Here is a 13,097-nt window from a genome sequence, read left to right as displayed (position 1 = left end):
AATTTTGGGATTTGATAGACTTATACGGGAAGTCTAATATTATCCTTCAATTTTTGAAAATCCTCACCAGCATGATAAGAAGAACGAGTTAATGGACTGGCAGAAACCATTGAGAATCCTTTAACTTTGGCAACTCTTTCAAAATATTTAAATTCTTCTGGAGAAACATATCTATCAACTATAGCATGATTTTTGGTTGGTTGTAAATATTGCCCGATAGTTAAAAAATCAACTTTAGCTTCTCTTAAATCGTCCATTACTTGCATAATTTCATCGTTCGATTCTCCAAGACCAACCATCATACCTGATTTAGTAAAAATTTCAGGGTCTAATTTTTTTACATTATGCAAAAGACTTAGTGAATTGTAGTACCTAGCTCCTGGTCTAATAGTTTTGTATAAAGAAGGTACTGTTTCTACGTTATGATTATAAACGTCAGGTTTTGCTGATGCTATTATGTCAGCGGCTCCTTCTTTCTTAAGGAAATCGGGTGTTAAAACTTCAATTGTGGTACTAGGTGAAGCTAGTCTTATTTCTTTGATACAATTGGCAAAATGTTCAGCTCCACCATCATCTAAATCATCTCGATCAACTGAAGTAATTACCACATGTTCAAGTCCTAATTTCATCACAGCTTGAGCTAATCTTTGTGGTTCATGCGGATCGAGTAAATCAGGGCGACCAGTTTTAACATTACAAAAACGGCAAGCACGAGTACAAACAGAACCCAGTATCATAACTGTAGCGTGTTTTTTTGCCCAACATTCTCCGATATTAGGGCAGGCTGCTTCTTGACAGACTGTGTTTAATTTTAAATTTTCAATTATCTTTCTTGTCTCATGATATTGATACGAATTTGGTGCTTTAACCTTTATCCAATCAGGTCTTTTTATAGCTGGCACTTCTTCTATTTTGATTATGTTTGACATATAATCCTACTTATTAAACAAATTGTTTTATTGGTAGTTTAATTATATCGGTAAGACTAATACTATTGTCACAATTATAAGATAATTTTGGTTCAATAGGAATCTTACAGATTAAGGGTATATTATATTCTTTGGCAAAATTTTCTCCACTATTGCCACTAAATATCTCGATTTTCTTTCCTGAACTTGCTTCAACTAAATAGCTCATATTTTCTATAATACCTAAAATTGGTAAATTAAATTTTTTGTATAAATCAATCGACCTAACTACGTCTATTGCCGCCATCTTTTGCGGAGTAGTTACTATTATTACTCCATCTAAGTGATAATTCTCTAAAATGCTTAAGTGAATATCACCAGTACCGGGTGGCATGTCAATAATTAAATAATCTAACTCCTGCCAATGAGTGAGAGATAATAGCTGGTAAATGGTTTTGCTAGCCATTGGACCACGCCACACAATAGCAGAATTATTCTGAATAAGAAATCCAATAGAAATAATTTCAATGCCCCGAGATTTTAAAGGGGTCATTTTATTATACACTATTTCTGGCACATCACTAATACCAAATATTTGCGGAATTGATGGTCCATAAATGTCAGCATCCACTATTCCTACCTTATATCCTTCCAGATTTAGTTGCTCGGCTATCAATGCGGTTATAGTAGACTTGCCAACTCCCCCTTTACCAGATGCCACCAATATTACCTTTTTTACTCCATCAATGAAATGCCTAATTTTTGGACTAGTTGATTTTTTAGATAAATTTTTGCTACTAGTTAAAACTATAGTGATTTTTCCAATATTAGCTATTTCATTTAATTTATTGATAGCTTTAATTTTTATTTCATCAACTTCCTTAGGATCCTTGCCAAAAATATCAATTGCAAATCCAATATTTTTATCCTTAATTACAATATTAGATATAATATCGATTAATTTCATATTGTCACTAAAGGTAATACTGGAAATTTTATTTAGTATTTGTTGCTGGTTTATATCAATCATCTTTTTTAAATAAGGTTACAATAGGTTATTTTTTTGGTAACGAACTTGACGCAGTTAGAGATACAAGATATAATTAATTAGTTATCGCAGACCGCCTCCTAATTTATTTTATAAGGTATTAGTGCTAACTATATTTAGTGATATAATATACAAATTAACAAAATAGCAATAGCATAAAATGTTTAATCAAATTTTAAAAAAATCTCCTTGGGGAGATTATGAAGAGGATGAAAAAGGTGAATATAATATATTTACTAGACCAAGGAAAAAAAATAAGTTTAATTTCCAGGAATTTTTTAATAATTTTGGTTTCAACAACAACATAATGATATTAGTGTGTTTATCATTAGTTGCCATTTGGTTTGCTTCCGGAGTTTATGAAGTTAAGGAGGGCGAAGAAGCAGCCGTAATGAGGTTTGGTCAATTTGTTCGCAAAGGGTCTCCTGGTTTGAATTATCACCTTCCTCTGCCATTTGAACAGGTAGTAGTTGAGAAGGTAAACCAATCTCGGAGAATTGAGATTGGTTATAGATCGGCAAATAACCTTAGATCTAATATGGATAATACAAAAGCTATAATGGCTGAAAGCACTATGCTTACGGGTGATGAGAATATTGTTGCACTAAATTGTGACGTAATGTGGCATATTAGCAATTTGGAAAAATATATTTTTAATATTGTCAATCCAGAAGAGTCGGTAAAAATAGTTGCTGAAAGTGCGATAAGAGAAGTGATCGGCAATACCCCTATCTCCTCAATATTATCAGACCAAAAACAAGAAATTACTAATAAAATTGAGGCTTTAACCAGGGAAATCCTTGTTCATTATAATGCTGGTGTTGAAATTGAAAAAGTACAACTACTAAAAGCTGAGCCACCAGTTGAAGTAATCGATGCTTATAGGGATGTACAAACTTCTAAAGCTGATAAAGAACGGGAAATAAATCAGGCGCTATCCTATAATAATGATATTTTGCCTAAAGCAAGGGGTGAAGCTGCTAGAATATTGCAAGAAGCGGAAGGTTACAGGCAAGAAGTTATCTCAAAGGCTGAAGGGGATAGTAAGAGATTTGCTGCTGTCTATACACAATATGTTGCTAATAAATCGATAACTAAGGATCGTCTTTACTTAGAAGCTATAGAAAAAATTCTAACGGATACCAGTAAGGTTATTATGGGTACTAATGGCGTTTTGCCGCATATGGCAATTCAGCAAAATAAAATTAAGGAGTAGTACTGGATGAAGACAATTTATTATATAAGTTTTGTAGCTCTTGGATTATTCTTAGCAGTTATTAGTGCTTTGTTTACTGTTGATCAACGTTATTCTGCTGTGGTATTTCAATTCGGTGAAGCGGTAAGGACAATTGAAAAACCTGGATTAAATATCAAAATTCCATTTATTCAAAATGTTGAGTTTTTTGATAAACGTATCTTAAACGTAGAGGCAGAGGCAAAGGAGCTAACTGCTTCTGATGGAAAAAGGGTAATCGTTGATGCTTTTGCCAAATTTCGTATTACTGACCCTGTGATGTTTTATAAAACTGTTCATAACTACCAGGGCGTTAAAATTAGGCTTAATAAAAACCTAGAATCTTCAATGAGAAAAGTTATAGGTAGATTACCTTTAACTAGCCTTCTTACCAATGAGAGGTCTGAGATAATGTCAAATATCTTAAATCAAGTTAATCAAGAGGCAAGAAATTTTGGACTTGATGTAATTGATGTTAGAATTTTAAGAGCTGATTTACCGAAAGAAAATAGTGCGGCAATTTATCGCCGTATGCAAACTGCTCGTGAAAAAGAGGCAACTCAAATAAGAGCTGAAGGGCAAGAAGAAGGATCTCGAATAAGATCAAGAGCTGATAAAGAAAGTAAAATATTGCTTGCTGAAGCTTATATGCAATCTCAAATCATTAAAGGAGAGGGAGATAGGGAGTCAGCCAAGATATATAACCTTGCTTATTCTGTTGATCCAGAATTTTATAAATTCTATAGATCGTTGGAAGTATATAAAAATACTTTAAAGAAAGAGGATACTTCTTTTGTGTTGTCTCCAGAAGCCGAGTTATTTAAATATTTAAATTTGGGGAAATAATAGTTAATTGATGACGTTTGGTTTACATATATGTCATTGCGAGACTATGACGTTTTACAGTTAATTAAATAGATGATATGGTTCAAAATATTATTAAGTATAATAATTTACTAAAATATTTATTTATAGCTTTTCTGATGAGCCTATGGTTGGCATCATCTGTTTTTGCTGAAAATATTCCATTAAATCAAATTTCGTTAACTAAGGATGCTGCTACTGAGGAATCTAGTGTAACATCAATAAAAGCCTCTGAATCTCCTCGCTATAGTTTTGCCGACATTGTTGAGCCACTTATTCCAGCTGTGGTAAATGTTTATACCGTACAATATAGTCAAAAGTCAGAAGATTTTCATAAAAAATCTTTTGAATATTTTCCGTTTGATTATTTAAATGAACTTTTGGAGCGTTTTAATTTACCTTTTAATTTTGATGAAATGTATTCAAATCCTAAATCTGTTCCGCTTGGTTCTGGTTTTATTATAGATGCGGCTGGTTTTATTGTTACTAACCATAATGTAGTTGCTAATGCGGATGAGATTCACGTAAAATTAACTGATAATAGAGAAATGTTAGCTAAATTAGTAGGTAGTGATCAAAAAACCGATCTTGCTCTTTTAAAAATTGAGGCAGAAAATCCTTTGCCTTTTGTAAAATTTGGGGATTCTGGTAAAGCTAGGGTAGGGGATTGGGTTATTGCTATCGGTAATCCTTTTGGTAGACTTGGAGGAACTGTCACTGCTGGTATCATATCTTCAAAAGGGCGTGATATTGATAGTGGTATAGTAGATGATTTTATACAAACTGATGCGGCTATCAATAATGGTAATTCCGGTGGACCAATGTTTAATATTGATGGTGAAGTTATAGGAGTCAATACCGTAATGTTCTCACCTTCTGGGACTAATATTGGTATTGGATTTGCCATTCCATCTAATACCACCAAATCAATTATCAACCAACTAAGGCAAAATGGAAAAATTAATCGTGGTGGTCTTGGGATAATAATTCAAGAAGTAACTAACGAAATAGCTGAAGGATTTGGGTTAAAAGAAGCCTATGGAGCATTAGTAGTGGAAGTGCAAAAAGATGGTGCAGGTGAGAGATTTGGTATAAAGCCTGGAGATGTAATAATAGAGTTTGCTGGACAACCAGTAAAAAGTTCAAGAAGGTTACAGGTAATGGTTGCTGAAGCTACCGTTGATCAAGAGGTAAAAATTGTAGTCGTACGTGATGGTAAGAATCACGAGCTAAGTGGTAAGATTAGTCAAGAAGAGGAACCAGAGGCTAGAATAGCAAGCGATAAGGTGAGTGATAAAACCTCTATTGTAAAAAATAATATTACTTTTAGTAATTTAACCGATAATTTTAAACAAAAATTCGCCATTGGCAATAAAGCTAATGGTATTATTGTAACTGATCTTGCTAAGGATGGAAAAAATTACAAATTTAAAATTGGTGATTTAGTAGTAGCATGCAATCAACAGGCGATAGCTTCTATAGAGCAGTTAAATTTGTTGTATGAAAATGCCAGAACTATGAAGAAACAAAATATAATCTTATTGGTACAGAGGAGGGGTGTTTCTATGTTTATAGCTTTGCCGGTAACAAATTAGATTTGGTATTTTTATAAAAAGATGTCACCTCTGCTTGACTTAGTGTCATACCTGCGAAAGCAGGTATCCAGATTCCCGCCTACGCGGGAATGACAATAGTGGCAGGAATGACAATTTAACTTGGAATTACAATAGTTGTGGGAGACTGCTGGAAATAAATATGCTTTTTAAATTTAAAAAATATAATGTTTACTATGGATAATAATGTTAAAATATCAGTATTAAGTTTTTATAGTTTTACTAAACTAGAAAATCTTGAAGTTTTGCTGCCAAAGATTTTACATCTTGGCAAGAAAAGAGGGGTTAGGGGGACTATTCTTTTAGCTCCTGAAGGGTTTAATGGTTCAATTTCTGGAGCAAAAGAACAGGTAAATTTTTTATTAGATGAAATTATCAGCCTTACGTTAGCGGAAGATGTAAATATTAAAATAAATTACTGTGATATTCATCCTTTTCAAAAATTGAGAATAAAGCTTAAAAAAGAAATTATTGCTATGGCAGTTGGCGATATTGATATTGCCAATCTTAAGGGAGAGTATATTGAAGCAAAAGATTGGGACAAGTTCATTAGCCAAAATAATGTGGTAGTAATAGATACTAGGAATGACTATGAAGTGTGTATCGGTACTTTTAAAGGTGCTATAGACCCAAAAACAGAGACATTTAAGCAATTTCCAAAATGGGTAGAACAAAATAAAGACCTACTTGTTGGCAAGAAAATAGCGATGTATTGTACCGGTGGAATTAGATGTGAAAAATCAACAGCCTATCTAAAGAAACTTGGTTTTAATGATGTTTACCATCTTAAAGGTGGTATCTTACAATATTTAGAAGATACCCATAATCATAGCAATTTATGGCAAGGAGAATGTTTTGTATTTGATGATAGGAGAGCTGTGGCAAGTGACCTATCGCCGGCTGAAGGGCATTGGTTGCAACGCGGTGATTGACTATAGTCCTATTCTTTAGAGGTTTTTTCTTCTTGTTGGGGTAAAAGTTTTGCTTGCTCAATATTCTTGTCTAATTCCACTTGGCTACAAATTCCAAGTAATACTGGATCACGTGGGCGAATATTCTTCATGTTCCAGTGACTACGATCACGAATAGCATCTATGGTAGATTTGGTAGTACCAACTAACTTAACAATTTGATTATCTAAAATTTCTGGACAATTTTTAAGTATCCAATATACCGCATCTGGTTTATCTTGACGTCTAGCAATAGGAGTGTACTTAGATTGTTGTTTTTTCTTGGTATTTATCAAATCATATGCAACATTAACAGAAATCCTTAAACTACTAGTTGAATATTTTGTACAACGTATGATTTCTTCTTTGGTTAACTGTCCGCCAGCGATTGGGTCTAACCCCTTAATACCATGAGATACTTCGCCATCAGCAATTCCTTTAATTTCAAACTCATGAATTCCACAAAAATCAGCTATCTGCTTAAATGTTAATGCAGTATTATCAATTAACCAAATAGCAGTTGCTCTAGGCAGTATAGGTAATTTCTGTTGTGAATTCATAGTAAACTAATATAATTAATATGTGATTTTCTAAAAAATATAATCTCTTCTAGCTGATAAGTCAACAATAGACTTTTAAATCGCCCTGATATAGTCAATTCAGGGGGATTTGGTGCTAGGAACGATGGAGCGACGCCTATAAGTAATAGGCGAGCGACGAGTGACGACGTCACCAACTTCCCATCAATTGACTATACCTAAAACCTAAAACCAACACCTATGGCAATCATTAGCGGATTAAACTTTACTTTAGAGGAGACAGACTTTTTTACTAAAGGAGATTTATAATTAACCTCGGTATTAAGAAAATACTGTTTTACATCTACGTTAATAAATGTATCATCCTTAGCGTATAAATCAACCCCGACCTGTAATACAGCACCGTAACCATTTTTGACTGTACACCCTTTGGATTTATTGATAAAATAAGCTCCATGATAACCAACACCAATATAAGGTCTGATAGCACCAAAAGGAGCTATATGATATTGTCCTGTAACAGTTAATGGAATCATATAAAGAGCTCTTCTTTTGGCAACTTCTTCTGGATTGGTGCCATAATTATAAGCCACATTCTGTAAACTACTATTTTTATTACGTAATACATCGAAACCTAAAGATAACTCTGCGGCAACATAATTAGCAAAAAATACTGAGGTGGAAGCCTCTATACCATAACCATTTTCGGCAAAGGTACCAATCGATACTGGGTCTTTGACAGTAGCCTTAGGAAAATCTGTTTGCTTTGCACTAGATTTTATACCAATTGCTCTCATCCTAAATACTAAACCACCATCATTCTCATAATAATTAGCATTATAGTCAGCACCATAATCATTATCAGCTGAATCATTATTAGCAAAGCTAGAAATACTAGCACAACTTACCAACAGAAATATCCCTAATTTTTTTGCAACTTTTATCATAACTACTAAACCTTCTCTTGCTTTAAATATATTGCTGTACTATATATATTCTTCTTATCTGGAAATCAAATGATAATAAGATTTTTTAAACTTGTCTAACAACGATGATACTATAACATTAAATATAAGAAACACTAAGTATAAAAAACAAATAACTTAAAAAATTTTAGGTCTATATGAATAATAAATTAAACACTTATTTTATTGGTATTGGTTGGTTTGTATTAAGTATGATAACTAGTGTAACTAATGATATAACAGCAAAATATCTTGGATTCAGGTTACATAGCTTTGAGGTAGCTTTTTTTCGCTTTCTCTTTAGTGCATTAATTCTTGTACCGTTTATTTTTTATTATGGGAAACAAACTCTAATTACTAATCGTCCTTTTGTCCATATTGCAAGAGGGGTTTTATTATTTTTTGGTATGACATCTTGGACTTATGGTTTACAGCTTGCGCCAGTGACTACTGCTACAATTGTTAGTCTGGCTATACCTTTGTTTACCTTGGTTTTGGCAGTATTCTTCTTAAATGAGAATATTATTTGGCAAAGATGGGCGGCAACTTTATTTGGCTTTACTGGAATTGTTGTTACTCTGAAACCTAATGCTAGTGATTTTAACCCACAAATATTGGTTTTTGTATTAGCTGCTATATCTTTTGCCATGTTAGATATTATTAACAAAAAATTTGTAATAAAAGAATCAATGATTAGCATGTTATTTTATTCTGCTCTAATCACATCTTTAGTATCAATACCACCATCAATAATGTATTGGAAAACCCCTAATATTTCAGAATTTATTTTGCTATTTATTTTAGGATCAGGAGGTAGTCTAATTTTATTCTTTCTATTAAAGGCTTTTGCCCTAGTTGATGCTACTGCCATCGCTCCTTATAGATATTTAGAGTTAATCATTTCAGCATCAGCTGGATATATTGTTTTTAATGAAATTCCTGAAAGTAGTAATTTATATGGGGCATTGATAGTAATCCCTGCAACATTGTTTATAATATATTCTGAGAAAGATAATATTACACAAGAAAATATGGTGCAAAATGATAAAATTATCACATGAATAAACGTAAATTAGTTTTTGCAAGCGGTATAGCAAATGCATTTGAATGGTATGATTACGCTCTATTTAGTCTTTTTGCCCCTATTATAGGGGCAAAATTCTTCCCTGGATCAAACCCTAGCTCGTCTTTATTGTATGCTTTTGAGGCATTTGCTCTCGGTTATCTAACGAGACCAATAGGTGGGGTGTTTTTTGGAGTGATTGGAGATCGTTTTGGCAGAAGAACTGCTTTAAGTGCATCTATATTTTGTATGTCTTTGCCAACAGCTGTAATTGGTATGTTACCAACTTATGACGAGATAGGTATTACTGCAACTATATTGATGATTTTAGTTCGAATGTTGCAAGGTTTATCAATGGGCGGAGCACTTACTGGCTCAATTTCATTTGTTATTGAACATGCAGGTGTAGCCTATCGTGGGTTTAGTAGTAGCGTATCAATGTCCAGTATTTGTATTGGTTTATTGTTTGGTTCAGGAATTTCACAATGCATACAAAGCTTTTTATCAGCAGAGCAATTTGATGATTGGGGGTGGAGAATACCATTTTTATTAGGAATTTTTATTTTATTTGCTGGACTTTATATCAAGAAATATACAAGTGAAACTCCTAGTTTTCAAAGTATGAAGGAAGATGGTGGAATATTAAAGTCTCCTCTAAAAAAAGTTGTCTCTGTCTATTGGTTTGATATGATAATATCCATCTTTATCAATTCCACAGGCTCAGTACTATTTTATTTACAAGCTACTTATCTCATGTCATTTTTGAAGATAAATCGTAATTTTACTAATGATGAAGTTAATAACTTAGCTAATTATTGTTATATAATCATGGCAATTGTTACTTTATGTTCTGGCTATTTGTCTGATATAATTGGTCGCAAGAAAATTTTTGTGTTCAATTTATTGGTAATTATTTTAGTTATCCCATTTTTGATACAGGCAATTGAAACTGGCGATTTTTGTGTTATAATTATATCTCAAATAGTATTATCAATTTTAGCTGCCTGTTATATTGGTCCTGAACCTGCCCTGCAAGCTGAATTTTATCCAACCAATGTCAGAAATACGGCTTTATCATTATCTTATAATATAGCAACTAGTATTTTTGGTGGGACAACGCCTTTAGTGATAGCATATCTTGTACAAAAAACGGGGACTATTACTTCGTCTATTTATTACATAATTGCTTGTGCTATTTTAAGTTTACTAGCTCTGTATTTTTATAAGGATCGTTCAACGGCGTAATAACTATTATAAAGATTTTTCTAGCATTTATAGCAAAATTATCTATAAATTACTTAGTGGCTAATAAAAATAATATATACTATAGGTAAACCGAAAAGGGTTAACTAAATATATGGTATAATTATGATGTCTTGATAAACAAAAAAATTTAATTTTATGACAGAAGTGATAGCTAAAGAACAATTAGAACAATATATAAATCAAATAGAAGGGCTTGAACAAGAAAAAGCTGAATTATCTGAAGCAATAAAAGATGTATTTGATGCAGCCAGCTCCAGTGGTTTTGATACCAAGGCTATGAAGTCTGTGTTAAAACTAAAAAAACTTGATAGAAATAAGCTGGCTGAACAAGATGCAATCTTAGAATTGTACAGACAAGCTTTAGGTATATAAATTAAAGATATTTAATAATGAAATTATATCCGTTAAGACTATTACCTGAGCAAGTTAATTTTGATTTTATCAGATTTAAAAAAGTAAGCTATACGATGTCCATTATTTTGTCTCTTGTGAGCATTATATGGATAGGAATTTATAAATTTAATTTTGGTATTGATTTTTCTGGTGGAATTGTTATAGAAGTACGGCTTGATCAATCGCCTGATTTAACCAAAATGCGTGAAGTACTTAATAACCTTAAGATTGGTGAAGTAGTATTGCAAAATTTTGGTAACCAGAATGATTTGTCGATACGAGTTGGTAGCAATAGTGAAGACACTTTAATGCACAATATTGAGCTGATCAAATTGACTTTAAGCAACCAATTTCCTTATAAATTTGAATATCGTAAAGTAGATTTTGTTTGTCCACAAGTTGGAGCTCATTTGATAAAATCAGGAATAACGGCTCTAATTCTTTCTTTTCTTGCCATAATGGCTTATACTTGGGCTAGATTTGAGTGGTATTTTGGGCTTGGTATACTGATAGCTTTGCTACATGATGCCATACTAAGTTTAGGTTTTATGAGTGTGATGAGGTTAGACTTCAATCTAACTTCCATAGCGGCTATTCTTACCATAATAGGTTATTCTGTCAATGATTCAGTAGTTATCTATGATAGAATTAGAGAAAACTTACGGAAATCATATCAGAAAACAATGCCACAAATTATTAATCAGAGTATTAATGAGACTTTGTCTAGAACCATTTTAACAGTTGTGACAACCTTGTTGGCAAACCTAGCTTTAGTAATATTTGGTGGAGAAGCTATTCATAGCTTTAGCTTATTAGTATTTTTTGGGATAATAGTTGGTACATATTCTTCTATCTTCATATCTGCTCCGATACTAATGTTATTTGTTGCCAAGAAATTTAGTATAACCAAATAACCTGATTTAGGGTAATCTAATTAATTAAGGTAAGTATAATGACAATTATAAAAATTTTCACAAGATTCAACCTTTTTTTATTACTATTTATGACAAGTATATTTTATTCTGTCTATTCATACGCAAGTCAGACTATTTATATCACTTCAGATGATGGTCCACTTAAAGGAACAAAGAATATCATTACGGTTATGACTGAGGAGAAGATTCCCGTTACCATGTTTATGGTAGGATTACACCACGATTCTAGTAGTTGGTCAAAAAATATTGTGATGCTAGCTAAAAAAAGTCCTTTTATTCAGATAGGAAATCATAGTTATTCTCATGCTCATAATCACTATCAGCAATTTTATCACGATTTTTCAAATGTAATTAATGATCTTAAAAAGAATAATGATACGCTAGGTTTAAAAGGTTCTCATATTGATACTAGACTTCCTGGAAGAAATGTATTCCGTCTTCCTAACTTAAGTAGAGATGATCCGTATATTTCAAAACAGGAAGATCGCATTGAAAAGATAGATGATGATGGTATATACAAGAATGGTTTTTACCTGTATGGATGGGATTTAGAATGGGCGCACTATAATAATGGTTGTCCTGTACAATCTGTTGAGCATCTAGTAGAAGAAATAGCAAATAAATTTGCAGAACAAGGTACTGCATTACCTAATAAATTAATTTTATTAATGCATGATGAGATGTTCCAAGATTGCTTTAATGGTAAAGAGAATTTACGAAATTTAATTAGTGCATTGCGTAAGAAAAATTATAAGTTTGATTTTATTAAAAATTATAATCCTTGATAAGCTTCAAAAGTAATTGTGAGGAGCCACTTTTAGTAGCTCCTCACTAATAGACTTCCTGCATAAGTTAAACTTTAGTCAACATATTATCGGCTCTTTTTTCAAATGCATCGACCATTTTTTCAGTAGCATCAGTAAAAAATATACCAACTAATTTGTCAACTATGGCAAACTTCATTTTAAAATCAATAAAGAACTCTACTTTACTACCATTATCTTCTTGAGAAAATTGCCATAAATTTTTTAAATATTTAAATGGTCCGGAGATTGCCTCGACTTCAATGGAGTATCTCTGCTTATTTAAATCATTTGAGTAGATAATTCTTGATTGATAATGGTCTGAAAAACCTTTTAACTGAATTACTAATTCAGCTATAATTTGATTCTCATTTTCTGAGATGATTCTAGCAGCCCTACACCATGGTAAGAATTCAGGATATGACTTTACGTCAAGAACTAAGTGAAATAATTCTTGGGCATTATATGGTAGGAGTTTGACTTGATGAAAACTTGGCATAAATTAATTTACAATTG

General features: G+C 32.4%; 14 protein-coding genes. 9 read left to right on the top strand and 5 right to left on the bottom strand.

All coding sequences use genetic code 11. The annotated features are described in order from the left end of the window. Positions 1 to 20: 20 nt before the first annotated feature. Both lipA and ACFELW_RS05960 read right to left on the bottom strand, forming a co-directional pair. A complete protein-coding gene (lipA, locus tag ACFELW_RS05965; RefSeq protein ID WP_375329937.1) occupies positions 21 to 929 on the bottom strand; it encodes a lipoyl synthase in 909 nt (302 codons plus the stop codon). A gap of 13 nt (positions 930 to 942) precedes the next feature. Then, entirely contained in the window at positions 943 to 1,938 is a 996-nt protein-coding gene (locus ACFELW_RS05960) for an Mrp/NBP35 family ATP-binding protein (RefSeq protein ID WP_375329936.1), read from the bottom strand. Between the two features lie 178 nt (positions 1,939 to 2,116). Here ACFELW_RS05960 and hflK point away from each other — a divergent pair, with 178 nt between their 5' ends. From hflK to ACFELW_RS05940, 4 genes are all read left to right on the top strand, one after another. Continuing rightward, positions 2,117 to 3,172 carry an FtsH protease activity modulator HflK gene (gene hflK, locus ACFELW_RS05955; protein WP_375329935.1) on the top strand — a complete coding sequence of 352 codons (1,056 nt, stop codon included), beginning with the start codon at positions 2,117 to 2,119 and terminating at the stop codon, positions 3,170 to 3,172. A gap of 6 nt (positions 3,173 to 3,178) precedes the next feature. Next, complete coding sequence (hflC, locus tag ACFELW_RS05950; protein WP_094649661.1) at positions 3,179 to 4,036, top strand: protease modulator HflC; 858 nt, start codon at positions 3,179 to 3,181, stop codon at positions 4,034 to 4,036. Positions 4,037 to 4,113: 77 nt separating this feature from the next. Next, on the top strand, positions 4,114 to 5,649 hold the full coding sequence (locus tag ACFELW_RS05945) for a Do family serine endopeptidase (RefSeq protein WP_375329934.1): 1,536 nt from the start codon (positions 4,114 to 4,116) through the stop codon (positions 5,647 to 5,649). A 194-nt stretch (positions 5,650 to 5,843) separates the two neighbouring features. Next, positions 5,844 to 6,599, top strand: coding sequence for a rhodanese-like domain-containing protein (locus ACFELW_RS05940; RefSeq protein ID WP_094649173.1), 756 nt, complete (start codon positions 5,844 to 5,846; stop codon positions 6,597 to 6,599). 8 nt (positions 6,600 to 6,607) lie between these two features. Here the strand turns inward: ACFELW_RS05940 and ACFELW_RS05935 are convergent, their stop codons facing one another. Then, the gene (locus tag ACFELW_RS05935; protein ID WP_375329933.1) at positions 6,608 to 7,177 is read right to left on the bottom strand and encodes a cell cycle transcriptional regulator TrcR; all 570 of its coding nucleotides are present in this window, start codon (positions 7,175 to 7,177) and stop codon (positions 6,608 to 6,610) included. A 197-nt stretch (positions 7,178 to 7,374) separates the two neighbouring features. Then, entirely contained in the window at positions 7,375 to 8,103 is a 729-nt protein-coding gene (locus ACFELW_RS05925; RefSeq protein ID WP_341759358.1) for an OmpW family outer membrane protein, read from the bottom strand. 176 nt (positions 8,104 to 8,279) lie between these two features. Between ACFELW_RS05925 and ACFELW_RS05920 the strand changes: the two genes are divergently transcribed. From ACFELW_RS05920 to ACFELW_RS05900, 5 genes are all read left to right on the top strand, one after another. Beyond that, positions 8,280 to 9,182, top strand: coding sequence for a DMT family transporter (locus tag ACFELW_RS05920; RefSeq protein WP_375329932.1), 903 nt, complete (start codon positions 8,280 to 8,282; stop codon positions 9,180 to 9,182). Further along, positions 9,179 to 10,429, top strand: coding sequence for an MFS transporter (locus ACFELW_RS05915; RefSeq protein WP_375329931.1), 1,251 nt, complete (start codon positions 9,179 to 9,181; stop codon positions 10,427 to 10,429). Before ACFELW_RS05920 ends, ACFELW_RS05915 begins: the two co-directional genes overlap by 4 nt. 156 nt (positions 10,430 to 10,585) lie before the next feature. Then, entirely contained in the window at positions 10,586 to 10,822 is a 237-nt protein-coding gene (locus tag ACFELW_RS05910) for a DUF2312 domain-containing protein (protein WP_094649130.1), read from the top strand. Positions 10,823 to 10,839: 17 nt separating this feature from the next. Further along, the gene (gene secF, locus ACFELW_RS05905; RefSeq protein ID WP_375329930.1) at positions 10,840 to 11,757 is read left to right on the top strand and encodes a protein translocase subunit SecF; all 918 of its coding nucleotides are present in this window, start codon (positions 10,840 to 10,842) and stop codon (positions 11,755 to 11,757) included. An 89-nt stretch (positions 11,758 to 11,846) separates the two neighbouring features. Beyond that, positions 11,847 to 12,563 carry a polysaccharide deacetylase family protein gene (locus ACFELW_RS05900; RefSeq protein WP_375329929.1) on the top strand — a complete coding sequence of 239 codons (717 nt, stop codon included), beginning with the start codon at positions 11,847 to 11,849 and terminating at the stop codon, positions 12,561 to 12,563. A 67-nt stretch (positions 12,564 to 12,630) separates the two neighbouring features. Here the strand turns inward: ACFELW_RS05900 and ACFELW_RS05895 are convergent, their stop codons facing one another. Next, positions 12,631 to 13,080, bottom strand: a complete 450-nt coding sequence (locus ACFELW_RS05895) for a type II toxin-antitoxin system RatA family toxin (protein WP_375329928.1) — start codon at positions 13,078 to 13,080, stop codon at positions 12,631 to 12,633. Between the last annotated feature and the right edge of the window lie 17 nt (positions 13,081 to 13,097).

This window comes from Candidatus Tisiphia endosymbiont of Nemotelus uliginosus, assembly GCF_964264755.1.
Lineage (GTDB): Bacteria > Pseudomonadota > Alphaproteobacteria > Rickettsiales > Rickettsiaceae > Tisiphia.
This window is presented reverse-complemented; position numbering and strand designations above follow the sequence as displayed.

What these genes read in the sequence shown, in the direction of transcription:
- lipA (WP_375329937.1), bottom strand. Translation starts at nt 929, where the DNA reads ATGTCAAACATAATCAAAATAGAAGAAGTGCCAGCTATAAAAAGACCT.
- ACFELW_RS05960 (WP_375329936.1), bottom strand. Translation starts at nt 1,938, where the DNA reads ATGATTGATATAAACCAGCAACAAATACTAAATAAAATTTCCAGTATT.
- hflK (WP_375329935.1), top strand. Translation starts at nt 2,117, where the DNA reads ATGTTTAATCAAATTTTAAAAAAATCTCCTTGGGGAGATTATGAAGAG.
- hflC (WP_094649661.1), top strand. Translation starts at nt 3,179, where the DNA reads ATGAAGACAATTTATTATATAAGTTTTGTAGCTCTTGGATTATTCTTA.
- ACFELW_RS05945 (WP_375329934.1), top strand. Translation starts at nt 4,114, where the DNA reads ATGGTTCAAAATATTATTAAGTATAATAATTTACTAAAATATTTATTT.
- ACFELW_RS05940 (WP_094649173.1), top strand. Translation starts at nt 5,844, where the DNA reads ATGGATAATAATGTTAAAATATCAGTATTAAGTTTTTATAGTTTTACT.
- ACFELW_RS05935 (WP_375329933.1), bottom strand. Translation starts at nt 7,177, where the DNA reads ATGAATTCACAACAGAAATTACCTATACTGCCTAGAGCAACTGCTATT.
- ACFELW_RS05925 (WP_341759358.1), bottom strand. Translation starts at nt 8,103, where the DNA reads ATGATAAAAGTTGCAAAAAAATTAGGGATATTTCTGTTGGTAAGTTGT.
- ACFELW_RS05920 (WP_375329932.1), top strand. Translation starts at nt 8,280, where the DNA reads ATGAATAATAAATTAAACACTTATTTTATTGGTATTGGTTGGTTTGTA.
- ACFELW_RS05915 (WP_375329931.1), top strand. Translation starts at nt 9,179, where the DNA reads ATGAATAAACGTAAATTAGTTTTTGCAAGCGGTATAGCAAATGCATTT.
- ACFELW_RS05910 (WP_094649130.1), top strand. Translation starts at nt 10,586, where the DNA reads ATGACAGAAGTGATAGCTAAAGAACAATTAGAACAATATATAAATCAA.
- secF (WP_375329930.1), top strand. Translation starts at nt 10,840, where the DNA reads ATGAAATTATATCCGTTAAGACTATTACCTGAGCAAGTTAATTTTGAT.
- ACFELW_RS05900 (WP_375329929.1), top strand. Translation starts at nt 11,847, where the DNA reads ATGACAAGTATATTTTATTCTGTCTATTCATACGCAAGTCAGACTATT.
- ACFELW_RS05895 (WP_375329928.1), bottom strand. Translation starts at nt 13,080, where the DNA reads ATGCCAAGTTTTCATCAAGTCAAACTCCTACCATATAATGCCCAAGAA.